Consider the following 17,070-nt stretch of genomic DNA (forward strand, 5'->3'; position numbering starts at 1 on the left):
TACTGTTTGTCATTCCGCAGGAATCTAAGTCGTTGAAAGGTTTCTGCGGAATGATTATTATTTAATCTCTGAAAGTGTCCATCTGAAATAAATATTAGTATTAATGAGATCAATAAGAACATCTTCTAAATACTCATCAAAATTGTGACCTAAATTCGCAGGTGTTTGTTGCAAAATTTCTTTAAGTTTTTCTTCATTGTAATAATGACGTTTCACTTCATTGTTTTCGTTACATTTAAGATAATAGATTTTGTTTCTTAATAAAACAGTAATTAATTCATCAAGTTCTTCATAGTCAAAATATTCATCTTTGTATATATCATTTATTATTAAATCATAATTATTGTTTTGAATATTATAATTTTTGTGGAAAATTCTAATTAACCTTTCCTTATTTAGTTTATTGATTACTTTAACAAGAGCTTCTTCTTCGCCTGTGCCACTTCCGTATTCAAATATTCTTCCATCTTTTTTTACAAGAAGTATTGGACCTTGACCTACAAGTCTAACCTTTTTATCTTTTGCTTGGTAACCAAAAACGAAGATATCATCATAATCTTCTGTATAACTAACTTCAACATGATCTCCAGCATTATTTAGTACGTATTCTTTTGCTATTTTTAGATATTCATCTTTTGAGTTTTCTTGCATTTTATTTGATGTAATTTTTGTAAAGATTGTTTAAAAGGTTATGCGGTTGAAATTTTTAATCCCATCCATTATTACTATTAGTCCAATCAAATAAAAATATAATATTTTCTAATTCAAGAATTGCTTTATCAAGTCTTCTTTCATCTTTAGGATATGGATTTAAATCTTGAACAATGCTATTCATTAAAGCCATATTTGAAAGCATTTCATGTGCGATGTAATTTCTATGCTCCACAATATTTTCGAGAAGAATTATGAAATCAGAACGTAATCCTTTTTCTTTAAGTTCTTTTATTGTTTTTCCCAAAGTCCATTTTTCCATTTCATCTAAATCGTAATCGAATTTTTCTTGAAGAAGCTTTTTTAGACCAAATTCCAAAATTTGAATAACCCCCATAAACATTCCAAATTTTGCTAAAAAATTAAGGTTTTCATATTTTTCCAAACCTTTTTTCATTCCTTCTTGAATCTGTTCTTGAGTTAAATAATTTTCTGTTGACATAGTTTTTAAGTTTTTAATTAGCTAAAACTACATAATAAACTTTTAAAAACATAATTAAATATTTTCCAACCCCATGATTTTCATCCACTCAAAAATAAAATCCACTACAAATTTGCCCACCCAATTTTTTAAAAGTAATTTTGCATGAATCTAAAATAAAAGTAAAATATGTCAACTTACGTAGTTGTAGGTCTTCAGTATGGAGATGAAGGTAAAGGAAAAATCACGGATGTTTTATCGGCAAAATCGGATTACGTTGTACGTTTCCAAGGTGGGGACAACGCTGGTCACACGGTTTATGTAGGTGAAGAGAAATTCGTTTTGCACCTTCTTCCATCGGGAGTTCTTCAGTGCAAAGGGAAGTGTATCATTGCCAACGGAGTAGTGGTAAATCCTAAATCTTTCATTAAGGAGGTGAATCAGATCGAGAGCAAAGGCTTAAAGACTGACCACATTTTCATCAGCAGAAGAGCGCATGTCATCATGCCTTACCACATTCTTTTGGATACTTACCGTGAAGAAGAGCACGGAGGAACGCAGATCGGAACGACGAAAAAAGGGATCGGACCTTGCTATGAAGATAAAATTGCAAGAGTAGGCATCAGAATGATCGACCTTCTGAATCCTGAAATTTTAAGAGACAAAATCGAGAAAAACTTAAAAATTAAGAATTCTCTTTTTGAAAAATACTACGGAAAACCGACATTAGACGTTGAAGAAATTTACAACGAATATTTAGAAATCGGAAGACAGCTTCAGGACAGAATCGTTGATACGGAGCTGGAATTAAATGAAGCCATCAGAGATGGTAAAAACGTTTTATTCGAAGGAGCGCAGGCTTTGATGCTTGATATCGACTTCGGAACGTATCCATATGTTACTTCATCTTCTCCATCTACAGGAGGGGTTTGTTCAGGAGCGGGAGTTCCGCCAACGTCACTTCAAAACCTGATCGGTGTTGCAAAAGCATACTGCACAAGAGTTGGAAACGGACCTTTCCCATCAGAATTAGACAACGAATTAGGAGAAAGCATCAGGCAAATCGGTGGCGAATTCGGAGCGACTACAGGTAGACCAAGAAGAACAGGTTGGTTGGACCTTGTTTCTTTGAAGCACGCTTGTATGATCAATGGGATCAATAATTTAGTCATTACAAAATTAGACGTTCTTACAGGAATTGAAAACCTGAAAGTAGTTACGCATTATAGAACTGAAGACGGAAAAATCATCGATTATTTCACTTCTTCAACAGAGAAATTGTACAACTACGAGCCAATCTACCAAGATCTTCCAGGTTGGAAAGAAGACATCACAAAAGCAAGAAGCTACGACGAACTTCCACAAACGGCTCAGGAATACATCGAGTTTATTGAGAAGTATTTAGGAATCAACGTTTATCTAGTTTCTGTTGGTCCTGAAAGAAGCCAGAACATTATCAGAAAAGAATTATTCTAAAATAATTTCAGATATTTTGAAGTCCCGCTTTAAGCGGGATTTTTTGTTTTTATATGAACTGCTGAATATATTTATGATATAGTTAAATTTTAAATATTTTATCGTTTGTTTTGTTTTTGTAAAATATTGATAAATTTTTGGCAAATATTTTGATAGACGTTTGGTGTTTAATTGTCAGTATTTGGAAAACTGATAATTTATTTTTTTAACAGTTTAAATTTTTAGTGATGAAACACCTACACCAAAATCAAGAATTTCGTTTTAATGAAGTTTTATTTGAGCACCGTAATAAGGAGTACGGCGCCTATGTTTTAAGAAATGAATCAGACAGAATATTAACAAAAGCACTTTTTGTAGGTGTGAGTTTATTAGCGGCTGTTTCTATTACGCCATTTGTGATTAATGCATTTAAATCAGATGTTGTTATACAGGATCATGGTTATAATGATCCAAGAATTATTAAAATAGTTGAAACCCCAGAAAAAGATCCGCCTGTTCAGGTAAAGCCGCAAGTAGCTCCTGAAAAAGTAAAAACAATTGATAAGACTGTACCAGAGCCTAAAGCAATAGTAACTAATGAGAAAAAAGATAGTCCGAAAGATAATTTGAATGCAGTGGCAAGTACCCAAACATCAGAAGGAAAAGAAATTACAACGCCAACGTATATACCAATTGCACCTCCGACAAATGTCAATGGTACTTCTAAAGAACATGTTGTTCCGAAAGTTGAGCCTAAGGAAGATCCAAATAAAATTGTAGATTCTAAAGATTTAGCTCAAGAAGCTAGTTTTGTAGGAGGCGTTGATGCATTTAGAAATAAAGTAATGAGTAATTTTGATGGTTCTGGATTTGCTTCTGATGATGTCATGAGAACAACAATCACATTTATTGTAGAAAAAGATGGTACGATCTCAGGAATTAAAGCTAATGGTTCAGATACTGATTTTAACAATGAGGCAATAAGAACAATAAAATATATTAAAGGCAAATGGACGCCAGCAAAAAATAAACAAGGAGAATTTGTAAGAAGCTATTTTAGATTTCCGATATCCATGAAGTTTGATAATTAATCAACTGAAAACAAATCATAACACTTATCCACAAAGAATTTTTTTTGTGGATAATTTTTTTTATTGCTAAAAGTCTTATTAACAATATTTTAACTCTATTTTTGATTTTGTGACTCGCCTAGAGCAAAGAAAAAAGTGTATTTTTGAATCTTAAAGTTCTAAGAATGGCAAAAATCATAGGTATCGCTAATCAAAAAGGAGGTGTTGGAAAGACTACAACCGCAGTGAATTTAGCAGCAGCATTAGGGGTATTGGAAAAGAAAATATTAATTATTGACGCTGATCCTCAGGCGAATGCTACCTCAGGATTGGGGGTTGATGATGTTCAGTATTCTACTTACAACTTATTGGAGCATAGTGTGGATACAAGAAGCTGTATCAAGCAGACGGCAACTCCGAATCTTGATATTGTACCCTCTCATATCGACCTGGTAGCAGCTGAAATTGAGCTGGTAGACAAAGACAACCGTGAATATATGCTGAAAAAAGCATTAGAAAGCGTTAGAAATGACTACGATTATATCATTATCGATTGCGCTCCGAGTTTAGGTCTTATCACCGTGAATGCGCTTACAGCAGCGGATTCTGTAATTATTCCGATTCAGTGTGAGTACTTTGCATTGGAAGGGTTGGGGAAATTATTGAACACCATTAAAAATGTTCAGAAAATCCATAATAAAGATTTAGATATCGAAGGACTTCTTTTAACGATGTACGACAGCAGATTGAGACTGTCTAACCAGGTGGTGGAAGAAGTAAACTCTCACTTCCCTGAAATGGTATTTGAAACCATTATCAGCAGAAACGTAAGATTGAGTGAAGCTCCGAGTTTTGGCGAGAGTATCTTGAACTATGATGCAGAAAGTAAAGGAGCGGTTCAGTACATTCAGCTGGCGGAAGAAGTTTTACTGAAGAACGAAAAATTAGTAAAGAATTAAAAGCAAATAGCCAAAAAGCTAAAAGCAAATATGAAGGATAAAAAAAGAGCGATGGGACGTGGTTTAGGTGCTATTTTGAGTGCTGAATCCAAAGCGACAATTAATTCTGCTACCGATGCGGGAGCAGATAAATTTGTGGGGAATATTGTAGAAGTATCCCTAGAAGATATTTATCCGAACCCGACCCAGCCAAGAACTTATTTTGATGAAAAAGCCTTAAATGAACTTGCTCAGTCTATTAAAAATTTAGGGGTTATTCAGCCTGTTACTTTAAGAAAAGACGGAGAAAGATTCGAAATTATCTCAGGGGAAAGACGTTTCAGAGCAAGTAAAATTGCCGGTCTTACCAGTATTCCTGCCTATATTCGTCTGGTGAATGATCAGGAGCTTCTGGAAATGGCTCTTGTTGAAAATATTCAGAGAGAAGATCTGGACGCCATTGAAATTGCGCTTACTTATCACAGGCTTTTAGAAGAAATTGGTTTAACGCAGGAAAATCTTAGCCAAAGAGTGGGAAAAGACAGAAGTACCATTACTAACTCAATAAGATTGTTAAGATTAAGTCCGGATATTCAGAACGCAATCAGAAGCGGAGAGATTTCAGCTGGACACGGTAGGGCTATTATCAGTTTGGAAAGTGAAGAACATCAGCAGATCTTATTTGATTTAATTATCAAAGAAAAGTTGAACGTTCGTCAGGCTGAACAGGCGGCTACAGCGCTGAAAAATCCGAAATCACCTGCTGCCAAAAAAGCAAAAGCAGAACTTTCTAATAACTATAAAAGAGTTCAAAAAACAATATCTGATATATTAGATGTAAAAGTGGAGATTAAGACCTCCGGAAATGGTAAAAAAGGTAAGCTGGTTCTGGATTTCAAAAATGAAGACGAACTGGAATATATTTTATCCCATATAAAATAAATGAAGAAAATATTTTTCACATTTTTTCTGTGTCTGTTTGCAGTGGCTTACTCACAAGTAATACCTAATGATACCATTAAGGTGGATTCTGTTGTGAGTGAAGAAAAACCCGTAGCACAGCCTAAAAAACCTCTTAAATCTGAATCCAAAATTGTGGAAGATTTGGAGAAAGCAAACGGACCTACCAGAAAAACAATGAAGTTAAATCCTACCAGGGCGGGGTTATATTCTGCTGTCCTACCCGGATTAGGCCAGTTTTATAATAAAAAATACTGGAAAATTCCTATTGTATGGGGAGCTGTAGGAACCGGGGTCGGAATCGCGATCTGGAACGATAATCAGTATAAAAGATACCGACAATATTATCTGGATAAATTAAATGGCAGACCCAATGAATTTTTTGAGGACAGGCCTTTCCTGGATAAAACTGCTTTAGCAAATTCACAGGACAGGGCAAAAAGGCAAAGAGATTACGCTATTGCCATTACAGGACTGATTTATATTCTGAATATTGTTGATGCAGTGGTAGACTCTCACCTTTATGAAAGCCGTCACGATCCGGATCTGTCTTTTGCACCGGCAGTCATTCAGGATCAATATGGAATTACCCCTCCTAAAACGGGGCTGAGTTTAAGTTATAGATTTTAATACATTATACATGATTTCTAATTTCTGTATAATTAAAATAATAAAAGCATATGAGAATAGCATTAGTTGGATATGGTAAAATGGGTAAAATCATCGATGAAATTGCTCAGAAAAGAGGTCATGAAGTTGTTGCCCGCCTAAAAGAAACTCCAACTGCTGAAAATCTTAATCATCCCGATGTTGTTATTGAATTTTCACTTCCCGAAGTGGCTTTTGAAAATGTAAAAGCATGCCTTGAAAATAACATTCCGGTAATCTGCGGTACAACAGGATGGCTGGAAAAAAGATCTGAAATCGAAAAAATCTCTCTTGAAAATAATACCGCATTTTTATACGGTTCCAATTTCAGTTTGGGAGTAAATTTATTTTTTGCTTTAAACGAAAAGTTGGCTGATTTGATGAAGAATGTAGATGAGTATTCTTGCCAGTTGGAAGAGATTCATCATATTCATAAAAAAGATGCACCAAGCGGAACTGCAATTTCGATTGCTGAAGGTATTTTCAAACACAATAAAAAGTTTGATGCCTGGAAATTGGATGAAACGAAGGATAATCAGTTAGGTATTTTTGCCATTCGTGAAGATGAGGTTCCCGGAACTCACAGCGTTTTTTACAGAAGCGAAGTGGATGAAATTGAGATCAAGCATACTGCTTTCAACAGAAATGGTTTTGCATTGGGAGCTGTAGTCGCTGCGGAATGGATTAAAGATAAAAAAGGAAATTTTGAAATGAAAGACGTTTTAGGTCTTTAATTTTGTAACAAAATCCTTACATTGTAAACTAATTAGTAGTACATGATCAATGATAAAATAACCCGTTGCTCATTACAGATTACTTATATTATAGATTAGGCACAAGAATTTTATGAATTACTTTTTAACGTACACAGTTTATGTTCTCATCTTATCTGTATTGATGGGGATTTCCACATGGAAACTGTTTAAGAAAATGGGATATAGTCCGCTATTTGCTTTTATCCCTTTCTATAATTATTTCATTATTTTAAAAGAAACAAAACATCCGAAATGGTGGGCGGTTTTATCCTATTTGCCCATTGTAGGGCCTATTATGATGTCTGTTTTTCACATTTATTTAATGAAGAAATTTGGAAAAACCCTTTTCCAGCATCAGCTTCTTACCGTTATTCTTCCGTTCATTTATATGGCAAGTGTCAACTATTCTAAAGATGCGGAAGTAGAAGATGAAAGTACAAATGACCTATTCTTAACAGACGAAGAAAAAAGCACAAAGAAAAAAGACACTTTTGTAGGGTCTATTACTTTTGCGGTAGTTTTTGCTACTATTATCCATGTTTTTGTTACCCAGCCATTCGGAATTCCTACAGGATCTATGGAAAGAACACTTTTAGTAGGTGACTTCCTTTTCGTAAACAAATGGAGCTATGGATACAGGCTTCCGATGCGTCCGGTTGCGATTCCTTTCTTACAGGGAACCATTATGGACACCGGAGAAAAAGGAAATCCTAAAGATGACCCAAAATCTTATGTGGATGCAGTAAAGCTTCCTTATGAGAGAATTTTACAATTTAATAAACCTCAGAGAAATGATGTGGTAGTATTCAACTATCCTCAGGATTCTGTACACACGGCAATTGATAGAAAAGATCCTTATGTAAAAAGATGTGTAGCTGTTGCCGGAGATACTTTTGAAATGAGAGGAGGTAGACTTTTTGTAAACGGAAAACCTGAAACGGTTTTAGGAGATCAGGAAGTTCAGCATGCTTACACTGTAAATGCAGGATCTCAATTAGATATTCCTTCTTTATATAATACTTACGGATTTTTACCGGTAAGAGAAATACAGACTGAAAAAGGATTTATATATGCATTTCAGGGATTAACAGATAAGACGGCTGCGGAAATAAAAACTTTACCAAATGTGGTAAGTATGGAGGAAAGTATTTTCCCTAAAGATTCTGCTACGGTTTCATATAAATTAAATGCGGACAGATCTGCTTATACTAAAAGTATTGATACCACTCAATCCATCTTCCCGATCAATAAACCTTGGAATCAGGATTGGTACGGTCCTTTAAAAATTCCTAAAAAAGGAGATGTAGTGGCAATTAATAAAGAAACACTTCCAACATACAGATGGATTATTTCTGAATATGAACACAATAGCTTAGTAGAAAGAGATAATCAGATTTTCATCAACGGTCAACCTGCAACTTCATATACCATCAAACAGGATTATTATATGATGATCGGAGACAACAGGGATGCTTCATTAGATGCCAGATTCTTTGGTTTCGTTCCTGAAGAAAATATTGTAGGAAAACCAATGTTTACATGGATGAGTGTTCAGGGAGTCTTTTCTGATGCAAGTTCAACGTATCAGGCTCCTAAAAAAATCCGTTGGGACAGAATGTTCAAAGCAACCAACACGGGAGAGGCCAATAAAACTTCATATTGGTGGATTGCAGCAATGATTCTTATCCTGTTCTTCGGTTGGGAATACTTTGTAAAACTATTCAGAAAGGATAAAAAAGAAGAAAATTTATAACGAAATAAAACAGAAAAAAATGGAGTATTTGAAAAAATACTCCATTTTTGCATTATGAATATGACGAATGTATTATTACCGGTATTTTATTTACCACCTATTTCCTGGTTCTCAGTATTTTTAAATCCTGAAAATGAAATCGTATTTGAACAGTTTGAGAATTTTCCCAAGCAGACCTATAGAAACAGAGCGAATATTTTCGGGGCAAACGGAAAATTGTCTTTAATTATCCCGATCAATCATAACGGAAAGAGGGAATTGAAAGATATTGAAATCTCTTACAGGGAAGATTGGAGAGCCCTTCATTGGAAATCTATTAAAACAGCTTATCAGAGTTCTCCTTATTTCGAATTTTATGAAGATAAGCTAAAGAAAATATTTGATCTGAAAGAAAAGAACCTTTTAGACTTTAATTTAAAAGCTTTGGAGATTGTACAACAGATCCTAAAAACAGAAAAGGCATATTCTTTGAATACAGAGTATATCAAAAATCCTGAAGAGATCAATTTAAGAGAAAAATTTTCAGCAAAACAACCTTCAGCATTTGAAATGGATGAATATTATCAGACGTTTTCGGATAAACTGGGTTTTATACAGGATTTGTCAATTTTAGACCTTATTTGTAACAAAGGACCTGAATCTTTGACTTATATAAGAAATATTAAACAATCATACTAAAATGAAAAAGATATTATTAGCTGCTGTTTTTTTAGCAGGTTTTAGTTTTACTTACGCTCAGGAGGCTAAAGGTAATGTTGATCCAAAAGAAGATAAAGATTTAATGACTTGGTATCATAAAGATTTTTCTTCTGCCAAAGTATATGGAGTAAACACAGAGAATGCTTACAAATATTTAGAATCTAAAGGATTAAAACCTAAAACAGTTGTTGTAGGGGTTTTAGACAGTGGAGTACAGGTGGACCATCCGGGGTTGGTAAAAAACATCTGGTCTAACCCGAATGAAGTTCCAAATAACGGAAAAGATGATGACGGAAACGGATATATTGATGATGTTCACGGATGGAACTTTATTGGTGGGAAAAACGGCGATATTGATATCGACAATATGGAAGTGACGAGAGTGGTTGCGAAATACAAGCCAATCTTTGAAGGTGATGATTCTGCAAAAAACAAAGCGAATCAAGCTAAAATGCCTGAAGATTTTGAAATGTATATGAAGGCTAAAGATCTTTTCTCTAAAAAAAGTCTTGAAGCAAAGCAAGGTTACCAGACGTATACAATGATTAACGAAGCCATTCCTTCAATGGTAAAATTGTTGGGAGGGAAAAACGTTACTCCGGAAAATGTTGCCGCCATTAAAACAACTGATCAGAAAGAGGCTATGATTCTTCAGGTATTGAAGCAGGTAGCTGCAAGTCCTGAATTCCAAGGAAAAACTCCAGCTGAATTTGAGAAAATAATGAAAGATCAGATGAAAGAAGCTCTTGATTATTTTGGTCCTCAGGCAAAACAATACGATCTATCTTACGATCCCAGAAAAGAAATAGTAGGAGACAATTATGATGATTATTCTGAGAAAAACTACGGAAATAATCATTATGAAGGTCCGGATGCAATGCACGGAACTCACGTTGCAGGTATTATTGCAGGACTTCCACAAGGAAAGGAAATCCAGTACGGGGTAGCTTCTAAAGTAGCAAAAATTATGTCGGTAAGAACAGTTCCGAACGGGGATGAAAGAGATAAAGATGTGGCAAATGCTATCAGATATGCGGTTGATAACGGAGCTAAAGTTTTAAATATGAGTTTTGGTAAACCGGTTTCTCCGGGTAAAACTGTAGTTTGGGATGCTTTTAAATATGCTCAGGATAAAGGAGTGCTTTTAGTAAAAGCTGCAGGTAACGAAAATGAAGACGTTGCTGAACATCTAGCATATCCTACCAATTTTAAAAATGTTACAGATGAAAAACCGTTTGTAAATAATGTAATTGTAGTAGGAGCAAGTACCAATAAGAATGATGCTTTAAGAGCTGGTTTCTCTAACTACAACAAAAAAATGGTAAATGTTTTTGCCCCGGGTGACGAGATTTATTCTACAGTACCTCACAACGAGTACAAATACTTACAGGGAACTTCAATGGCTTCTCCTGTTGTAGCAGGTGCAGCAGCTGTTTTACTGGCATATATGCCAACTCTTACTCCGGCTCAGATTATTGAATCTCTAGTTAAATCCAGTAATCCTAACACAACAGAAGGGTTTGCAGATTTTTCTCAGGCAGGCGGTGTTATTGATGTGAAAAAAGCGGCAGAATATGCTTATACTCATTTTTACAACGGTAAATCTGGTGATGTGAAAAAGGCTACGAAATCTGTAAAAAAGACCGTTAAAAAATAGCTTATCTTCGCTTTTAACAGTATATAGATATAAAGTCCGAAATTTTCGGACTTTTTTTGTTTTTATTTGTTATTTTGGCACGGTTTTTTGTAACTTTATTATAACAAAATAATAAACAACAAAATGAAAAAGTTACTACTTGCAGGGATGTTGGGAACATCACTTTTTGCAGTGTCTTGTTCCTCAGTTAACAACGCAAAAACATCACAAAACCAAAGATCAGAGTTCCTTAAAATGAAAGGTGACTGGCAAATCGTAAGCATCGATTATGATAAACAGTTCAAGATTAAACCTTTTGATGAAGGAGCCGACGCACAATGCTTCGTAGGAAGCCATTGGAGATTAATTCCAAACAATTGGACAGGTGCTTATACTTTAAATGGTGGTGGATCTTGCCCGGCAATTACGCAGCCTATTAAGATTGATGTAAAAAACGGCAACACTTTTGAGTTTAAGAAAATAGCTGAGGGAACAAAAGCAAAGCAAAATACAGCAGGATATACTTTAACATTGATTAACCAGGCTACAGACCAATTCTCACTAGAGCAAAACATTCCTTTTGACGGAGAAAACGTAAAGGTTGTGTACAACTTCCAGAGAACAGGAATGAAATAATTTAACTTAAATATTAAAAAAATGAAATTTACAAAAACATATATCGGAGCTCTTTTTTTATCATCAGCTTTGTTACTAACAAGCTGTGAGGCTGTACAAAATTCTAATCACCAGCAAAGAGGTACTGCAGTAGGGGCTGCATCCGGAGCAATTATTGGAGGTATTTTAGGAAATAATGTCGGAAAAGGTAAAAACGCGGCATTAGGAGCTGTTTTAGGAGGTGTGATTGGTGGTGTTGCCGGTAATGTAATCGGTAGTAAAATGGACAAGCAGGCCAGAGAAATTAAAGAAACTTTACCTGGAGCTGAAGTAGAAAGAGTAGGAGATGGTATCAAAATTACATTGAACGAAAGTATTGTAAACTTTGATTTTGATTCTTCTAACCTAAAACCGGCATCCATTACTAATTTGGATAAACTTGCTCAGGTATTGATCAACAATCCTGATACCAATATTAATATCTATGGTCATACAGACAGTAAAGGTGCTGATGACTATAATATGAGACTTTCTGAAAGAAGAGCTAATGCTGTAAAAGCATATTTATCTAGTAAAGGCATCGCTTCCAGCAGACTATTTGCCTTAGGCGAAGGTGAAAGTATGCCGGTTGCATCTAACGATACCGAAGAGGGTAGAGCTAAAAACCGTAGAGTGGAATTTGCAATTACTGCAAATGAGAAAATGATCAACGACGCTCAACAAGGGCAGTAGTTTAAAATTAAAACATAAATGTTGTAACAAAGAAACCGCTTCAGCGGTTTTTTTGTATTTTTATACCAATCAATTCTAAAATTTTTATTTTTGTAACTGAAACAGCATAAATGAAGAAATATTTAAAGCTACTTAGAGTAGAGCAGTGGGTGAAAAACCTGTTTGTATTTGTTCCCCTTTTCTTTTCGGGTAATATCCAGAATCTGGATTTACTTACTAAAAGTATTTTTGCATTTATCATTTTCTCCTTGGCAGCCAGTTCGGTGTATATTTTAAACGATTATAATGATATTGAAGCCGATAAAAAACACCCGGAAAAAAGAAGACGTCCATTAGCAAGCGGTGCAATTTCCAAGGGTAAAGCACTGGGAATTTTGGTAGGTATATTTATTACAGATATTTTACTGGTATTTGTTGCACAAATGTATTTTAATCAGATCCTATGGAAGTTTGCCTTGATCATCCTGGCTTATCTTGCAATGAATTTGGCATATACCCTTAAGCTGAAACATGTTCCCATTGTAGATATTTTTATCATTGCTATTGGTTTTGTATTAAGGGTTTTAGCAGGAGGATATATTACGGGAATAGAGATTTCACAATGGGCCATTTTATTGACTTTTGTATTGGCTTTGGTATTGGCAATCGGGAAACGAAGAGGAGAGCTTATCAATGCTCAGGTTTCCGGAAAAACGAGGAGAGCTTTGGACGGGTATAATGTGCAGTTTGCAGATATTGCATTATCCATTTCTATTGCTTTGGCTATTGTATGCTATCTTATGTTTACATTATCGCCTCAGATTCAGATGAAATTGCATTCCGGAGTGTTTTATACCGTTATATTTGTGGTATTTGCTTTTCTAAGGTATTTACAGCAGACTTTAGTATACAACAGAACAGAATCGCCTACAAAAATTGTTTACAGAGACAGATATATACAGGTAACTTTAATATTGTGGGTTGCTGCATTTTTAATTCTAATTTACTTTAAAAAATGAAGCCGAATTTCGTACAAAAGGTTACAAACTGGGGAAACTTTCCGGTAGTGGAAAAAGAGATGAAATCGGACGATAGTTTTGATAAAATCAAAGATTTTATCGTGACTCATAATGAAGTAATAGCAAGAGGAAACGGGAGATGCTATGGAGATGCATCACTGGGAGAAAGTATTTTTTCAACAAAAAAATTAAATAAATTCATCAGTTTTGACCGTCTGAATGGAATTATCGAATGCGAATCAGGAGTTTTACTTTCAGAAGTATTGGAAATTTCAGTTCCACAGGGATATTTTTTATATGTAACTCCCGGAACCAAATTCGTTTCTGTTGGTGGAGCAATCGCATCCGATGTTCATGGAAAGAATCATCATGCAGAAGGTTGCTTTTCGGAATATGTGACAGAGTTTAAATTAATGATTGAAAATGGGGAGATCATTACCTGTTCCAGAGAAGAAAACTCAGAAAAATTTTGGGCAACCATTGGAGGAATGGGACTTACAGGAATTATTCTTTCAGCTAAATTTAAACTTAAAAATATAGAATCTGCTTATATCCGCCAGGAAAGTATTAAAGCAGACAATCTGGATGAGATCTTCAGATTATTTGAAGAAAGTGAAAACTGGACTTACAATGTAGCCTGGATTGACTGTCTGCAGACAGGGAAAAATATCGGAAAAAGCATTTTAATGCGAGGTGAACATGCTTTTCCGCATGAGCTTCCGCAAAACTTAAAAGAAAAACCTTTACGGTTAAAGAAAAAGTTTGAACCTACTGTTCCTTTTTATTTTCCCGGTTTTGTTCTAAATAAATTTACGGTTAAGATTTTTAATCTGTTATACTTTAAAAAACAGACAAAAAAAGAAGTTAAAAACATTGTTGATTATGAAACATTTTTTTATCCGTTAGATGTAGTCAATGATTGGAATAAAATCTACGGTAAGTCAGGATTCATTCAGTATCAAATGGTTATTCCTAAGGAAAAAGGAAAAGAAGGAATGAAAAAAATTCTTGAAACCATTGCCAGAAGTGGAAACGGTTCGTTTCTGGCGGTTTTGAAGCTTTTTGGGAAAAATAATCCGGAAGCTTACAACTCTTTTCCGATGGAAGGCTATACTTTGGCACTGGATTTCCGGGTGAATTCAAAACTTAAAATGTTAATCGGAAAGCTGGACGATATCGTTCAGGAATTTGGTGGCAGAATTTATCTTACTAAAGACAGTATGAGCAAATCATCTCTGACCAATTATCTCAGAAATATTCAGAATTCAAAATTTGTGTCTTTGCAGCATAAGAGAATTGTTAATGGTTAAACGCAAGGAATGCAAAGGTTTTATTAATAAAGAAATATTTCTGTTTCGCTAAGACGTTTCACTCATCAAAGAAAAAACATAAAATGACAGAAAACGAAATTTCTAAAATTATTTTTGAAGCGGGTTTGAAGATTCATAGAAAACTAGGAACTGGACTTTATGAAAGAGTATATGAAGAATGTTTGGCTTATGAACTTAAAAACACAGGATTAAACTTTGAAAGACAGAAAAGTTTGCCAATACAATATGAAAACTTGTTTGTTAATGATGCTTTTCGAGTAGATTTACTAGTTGAGGGAAAAGTAATAGTAGAATTAAAAGCTTCAACCGAAAAAGAAAGTTTGTTTTTTGAAGCTCAATTACTTAATTATTTAAGATTAGGAAATTATAAACTAGGGATGTTGCTTAATTTTAATTTACCACTTTTTAAAAACGGAGTAAGAAGAATTGTAAACGGGTTATAAGATTCTTTGATGAGTGAAACGTCTTTGCGCTACTTATTAAAAATATAATAATAGAATATTGCGAACTTTGCGTTAAATAGAATTAAAATAAATAATGATAATATTAGGATCTACTTCTGAAGTTGCACAGGCATTTGTAGAAAAAGCATTGCAGGAGGGTGAAAAATTTGAAAAAGTTTATCTTTTCACCTCAAATAAAGAGACAACGGAACGATTTGCCAGACATATTGATGTGAAATTTCTACAGCAGTCTGAAATCATCGAATTAGATCTGACGAAAGAAATCGATTATAATGTATTTGAAAATATCAATTCAACTTTATTATTTTGTGCCATAGGATACTTGGGCGAAGGAACAGAAGAAGGGTTGTATGACAATAAAAATACACAAAGAATTATAGAGATTAACTATTCAAAGTTGATTCCAGTGATTAATTATTTTGCTCACAAATTTGAAAACAGACGATCCGGAACAATCATAGGACTTTCTTCCGTCGCAGGAGACCGGGGAAGACAGAGTAATTTTATTTATGGAAGTGCAAAAGCGGCATTTACAGCTTATCTGAGTGGTTTGAGAAATTATCTTTTTGATAAGAGGGTGCATGTCATTACAATAAAACCAGGTTTTATGGCCACTAAGATGACAGAAGGATTGCCTTTGAACCCGAAATTGACAGCTAGTCCTAAACAAGCAGCTGACTGCATTTATAAAGCATTCAAAAAACAAAAAAATATTGCATACGTTTTGCCGGTTTGGGGCGTTATTATGATGATCATTAGAAATATTCCTGAATTTATATTTAAAAAATTAAAGCTGTAGCTGAATATGAAAAAATTGTATTGTTTTGACTTTGACGGAACACTTACTTATAAAGATACCATGTTTATGTATCTTAAGTTTTACAATCCTGCCAAATACCACATGCAATTTTTAAAACATGTGCCACTTTTTATTCTGTTAAAACTAAGGCTTGTCCAAACTGAAAAGGTGAAGAAAAGTTTTATAGGCTCAATTTTAAAGGGGCAATCTCAGGAAAAAATTGAAAAAAAATCCAAGCAGTTCTTTGAACATCATTACCCTAAAATTGTAAGAGAAAATGCTTTGGATTTTATTAATAATATCGATAGAAATAATACACAAAGTTTATTGGTTACAGCTTCATTGGATATTTGGGCAAAACCTTTTGCCGATGCATTCCAAATGCAGCTGATTTCTACCCGTGCAGAGTTTAAAAATGGAATTTTTACTGGAAATTTTATTGGCAAAAATTGCAATGGTCAAGAGAAGCTTGAAAGAATAAAAGAAGAAATCGACCATAAAAAATACGATAAAATAATAGCCTTTGGTGACACCTCAGGCGATAAGCCGATGCTAAAATGGGCAAATGAAGGACATTACCAATTTTTTCACTAATTTTGGCACATAAAAGTGTAAAAATGAAAAAGCTGCTTATCCTATGTTGGGCTATCGTGATTGGCTGTACCAGTACACCTTCCCAAAATACTACAGACATGCAGACACAACCTCAAATTCTAGCTTCCGAATCTCAAGGTGGAACAGGAAAAGTAGAATTTAGCATCATTAAAAATGAACAGGAATTTCAGAAGGCTCTTAAAGGAAATTCCGTTGTTGTGATAGGCGATGGCAGTGAATCTGCTGAGCAGGCTCCGAAGTTTCCAAAAGATAAGAAGGTGGTTTTGTATAACCTGGGAACGTTCAGATCAGGAGATCACAGAATTACTGAAATTAAAAAGATCTCAGTAAAAGAAAATGTTTTACATATAGAAGTTCCTTATGTAGAACATGGAGGAATGGAAATACAGGTCATCTCTAATCCTTACGTGATTTTTACAGTGCCTTCCAATTATCAATTTAATGCTATAGAAATAAAATCTTCAAAATAG

Annotated in this window: 19 protein-coding genes; 17 read left to right on the top strand and 2 right to left on the bottom strand. The window is 34.5% G+C overall.

Going from position 1 to position 17,070, the window contains the following annotated elements; genetic code table 11:
* Positions 1 to 57: 57 nt before the first annotated feature.
* Both MKS83_RS18980 and MKS83_RS18985 read right to left on the bottom strand, forming a co-directional pair.
* On the bottom strand, positions 58 to 651 hold the full coding sequence (locus MKS83_RS18980; protein WP_240580911.1) for a hypothetical protein: 594 nt from the start codon (positions 649 to 651) through the stop codon (positions 58 to 60).
* A gap of 55 nt (positions 652 to 706) precedes the next feature.
* The gene (locus MKS83_RS18985; protein WP_240580912.1) at positions 707 to 1,153 is read right to left on the bottom strand and encodes a hypothetical protein; all 447 of its coding nucleotides are present in this window, start codon (positions 1,151 to 1,153) and stop codon (positions 707 to 709) included.
* 168 nt (positions 1,154 to 1,321) lie between these two features.
* Between MKS83_RS18985 and MKS83_RS18990 the strand changes: the two genes are divergently transcribed.
* From MKS83_RS18990 to MKS83_RS19070, 17 genes are all read left to right on the top strand, one after another.
* Positions 1,322 to 2,608, top strand: coding sequence for an adenylosuccinate synthase (locus MKS83_RS18990; protein WP_240580913.1), 1,287 nt, complete (start codon positions 1,322 to 1,324; stop codon positions 2,606 to 2,608).
* Between the two features lie 227 nt (positions 2,609 to 2,835).
* On the top strand, positions 2,836 to 3,678 hold the full coding sequence (locus MKS83_RS18995; protein WP_240580914.1) for an energy transducer TonB: 843 nt from the start codon (positions 2,836 to 2,838) through the stop codon (positions 3,676 to 3,678).
* Positions 3,679 to 3,842: 164 nt separating this feature from the next.
* Complete coding sequence (locus MKS83_RS19000; RefSeq protein ID WP_100378020.1) at positions 3,843 to 4,616, top strand: ParA family protein; 774 nt, start codon at positions 3,843 to 3,845, stop codon at positions 4,614 to 4,616.
* Between the two features lie 30 nt (positions 4,617 to 4,646).
* A complete protein-coding gene (locus MKS83_RS19005; protein ID WP_240580915.1) occupies positions 4,647 to 5,537 on the top strand; it encodes a ParB/RepB/Spo0J family partition protein in 891 nt (296 codons plus the stop codon).
* Positions 5,538 to 6,185 carry a DUF5683 domain-containing protein gene (locus tag MKS83_RS19010; RefSeq protein ID WP_240580916.1) on the top strand — a complete coding sequence of 216 codons (648 nt, stop codon included), beginning with the start codon at positions 5,538 to 5,540 and terminating at the stop codon, positions 6,183 to 6,185.
* 50 nt (positions 6,186 to 6,235) lie between these two features.
* On the top strand, positions 6,236 to 6,937 hold the full coding sequence (gene dapB, locus MKS83_RS19015) for a 4-hydroxy-tetrahydrodipicolinate reductase (RefSeq protein WP_240580917.1): 702 nt from the start codon (positions 6,236 to 6,238) through the stop codon (positions 6,935 to 6,937).
* A gap of 112 nt (positions 6,938 to 7,049) precedes the next feature.
* The gene (gene lepB, locus MKS83_RS19020) at positions 7,050 to 8,711 is read left to right on the top strand and encodes a signal peptidase I (RefSeq protein WP_240580918.1); all 1,662 of its coding nucleotides are present in this window, start codon (positions 7,050 to 7,052) and stop codon (positions 8,709 to 8,711) included.
* A 54-nt stretch (positions 8,712 to 8,765) separates the two neighbouring features.
* Positions 8,766 to 9,389 carry a WbqC family protein gene (locus MKS83_RS19025; protein WP_240580919.1) on the top strand — a complete coding sequence of 208 codons (624 nt, stop codon included), beginning with the start codon at positions 8,766 to 8,768 and terminating at the stop codon, positions 9,387 to 9,389.
* Position 9,390: 1 nt separating this feature from the next.
* A complete protein-coding gene (locus tag MKS83_RS19030; RefSeq protein ID WP_240580920.1) occupies positions 9,391 to 11,067 on the top strand; it encodes a S8 family serine peptidase in 1,677 nt (558 codons plus the stop codon).
* Positions 11,068 to 11,190: 123 nt separating this feature from the next.
* A complete protein-coding gene (locus tag MKS83_RS19035) occupies positions 11,191 to 11,682 on the top strand; it encodes a hypothetical protein (protein WP_240580921.1) in 492 nt (163 codons plus the stop codon).
* Positions 11,683 to 11,703: 21 nt separating this feature from the next.
* Positions 11,704 to 12,393, top strand: a complete 690-nt coding sequence (locus MKS83_RS19040; RefSeq protein ID WP_100378013.1) for an OmpA family protein — start codon at positions 11,704 to 11,706, stop codon at positions 12,391 to 12,393.
* A gap of 110 nt (positions 12,394 to 12,503) precedes the next feature.
* The gene (locus tag MKS83_RS19045; protein ID WP_100378012.1) at positions 12,504 to 13,391 is read left to right on the top strand and encodes a decaprenyl-phosphate phosphoribosyltransferase; all 888 of its coding nucleotides are present in this window, start codon (positions 12,504 to 12,506) and stop codon (positions 13,389 to 13,391) included.
* Positions 13,388 to 14,701 carry an FAD-binding oxidoreductase gene (locus tag MKS83_RS19050; RefSeq protein WP_240580922.1) on the top strand — a complete coding sequence of 438 codons (1,314 nt, stop codon included), beginning with the start codon at positions 13,388 to 13,390 and terminating at the stop codon, positions 14,699 to 14,701. Before MKS83_RS19045 ends, MKS83_RS19050 begins: the two co-directional genes overlap by 4 nt.
* A gap of 83 nt (positions 14,702 to 14,784) precedes the next feature.
* Positions 14,785 to 15,165, top strand: a complete 381-nt coding sequence (locus MKS83_RS19055; RefSeq protein ID WP_240580923.1) for a GxxExxY protein — start codon at positions 14,785 to 14,787, stop codon at positions 15,163 to 15,165.
* Positions 15,166 to 15,259: 94 nt separating this feature from the next.
* Complete coding sequence (locus MKS83_RS19060; protein ID WP_240580924.1) at positions 15,260 to 15,985, top strand: SDR family NAD(P)-dependent oxidoreductase; 726 nt, start codon at positions 15,260 to 15,262, stop codon at positions 15,983 to 15,985.
* Between the two features lie 6 nt (positions 15,986 to 15,991).
* Complete coding sequence (locus MKS83_RS19065; RefSeq protein ID WP_240580925.1) at positions 15,992 to 16,579, top strand: HAD family hydrolase; 588 nt, start codon at positions 15,992 to 15,994, stop codon at positions 16,577 to 16,579.
* Positions 16,580 to 16,602: 23 nt separating this feature from the next.
* Positions 16,603 to 17,070, top strand: a complete 468-nt coding sequence (locus tag MKS83_RS19070; protein ID WP_240580926.1) for a hypothetical protein — start codon at positions 16,603 to 16,605, stop codon at positions 17,068 to 17,070.

Origin of the sequence: Chryseobacterium sp. Y16C (assembly GCF_022488405.1) — a bacterium.
Classification (GTDB): Bacteria; Bacteroidota; Bacteroidia; order Flavobacteriales; family Weeksellaceae; genus Chryseobacterium; species Chryseobacterium geocarposphaerae.

What these genes read in the sequence shown, in the direction of transcription:
- MKS83_RS18980 (WP_240580911.1), bottom strand. Translation starts at nt 651, where the DNA reads ATGCAAGAAAACTCAAAAGATGAATATCTAAAAATAGCAAAAGAATAC.
- MKS83_RS18985 (WP_240580912.1), bottom strand. Translation starts at nt 1,153, where the DNA reads ATGTCAACAGAAAATTATTTAACTCAAGAACAGATTCAAGAAGGAATG.
- MKS83_RS18990 (WP_240580913.1), top strand. Translation starts at nt 1,322, where the DNA reads ATGTCAACTTACGTAGTTGTAGGTCTTCAGTATGGAGATGAAGGTAAA.
- MKS83_RS18995 (WP_240580914.1), top strand. Translation starts at nt 2,836, where the DNA reads ATGAAACACCTACACCAAAATCAAGAATTTCGTTTTAATGAAGTTTTA.
- MKS83_RS19000 (WP_100378020.1), top strand. Translation starts at nt 3,843, where the DNA reads ATGGCAAAAATCATAGGTATCGCTAATCAAAAAGGAGGTGTTGGAAAG.
- MKS83_RS19005 (WP_240580915.1), top strand. Translation starts at nt 4,647, where the DNA reads ATGAAGGATAAAAAAAGAGCGATGGGACGTGGTTTAGGTGCTATTTTG.
- MKS83_RS19010 (WP_240580916.1), top strand. Translation starts at nt 5,538, where the DNA reads ATGAAGAAAATATTTTTCACATTTTTTCTGTGTCTGTTTGCAGTGGCT.
- dapB (WP_240580917.1), top strand. Translation starts at nt 6,236, where the DNA reads ATGAGAATAGCATTAGTTGGATATGGTAAAATGGGTAAAATCATCGAT.
- lepB (WP_240580918.1), top strand. Translation starts at nt 7,050, where the DNA reads ATGAATTACTTTTTAACGTACACAGTTTATGTTCTCATCTTATCTGTA.
- MKS83_RS19025 (WP_240580919.1), top strand. Translation starts at nt 8,766, where the DNA reads ATGAATATGACGAATGTATTATTACCGGTATTTTATTTACCACCTATT.
- MKS83_RS19030 (WP_240580920.1), top strand. Translation starts at nt 9,391, where the DNA reads ATGAAAAAGATATTATTAGCTGCTGTTTTTTTAGCAGGTTTTAGTTTT.
- MKS83_RS19035 (WP_240580921.1), top strand. Translation starts at nt 11,191, where the DNA reads ATGAAAAAGTTACTACTTGCAGGGATGTTGGGAACATCACTTTTTGCA.
- MKS83_RS19040 (WP_100378013.1), top strand. Translation starts at nt 11,704, where the DNA reads ATGAAATTTACAAAAACATATATCGGAGCTCTTTTTTTATCATCAGCT.
- MKS83_RS19045 (WP_100378012.1), top strand. Translation starts at nt 12,504, where the DNA reads ATGAAGAAATATTTAAAGCTACTTAGAGTAGAGCAGTGGGTGAAAAAC.
- MKS83_RS19050 (WP_240580922.1), top strand. Translation starts at nt 13,388, where the DNA reads ATGAAGCCGAATTTCGTACAAAAGGTTACAAACTGGGGAAACTTTCCG.
- MKS83_RS19055 (WP_240580923.1), top strand. Translation starts at nt 14,785, where the DNA reads ATGACAGAAAACGAAATTTCTAAAATTATTTTTGAAGCGGGTTTGAAG.
- MKS83_RS19060 (WP_240580924.1), top strand. Translation starts at nt 15,260, where the DNA reads ATGATAATATTAGGATCTACTTCTGAAGTTGCACAGGCATTTGTAGAA.
- MKS83_RS19065 (WP_240580925.1), top strand. Translation starts at nt 15,992, where the DNA reads ATGAAAAAATTGTATTGTTTTGACTTTGACGGAACACTTACTTATAAA.
- MKS83_RS19070 (WP_240580926.1), top strand. Translation starts at nt 16,603, where the DNA reads ATGAAAAAGCTGCTTATCCTATGTTGGGCTATCGTGATTGGCTGTACC.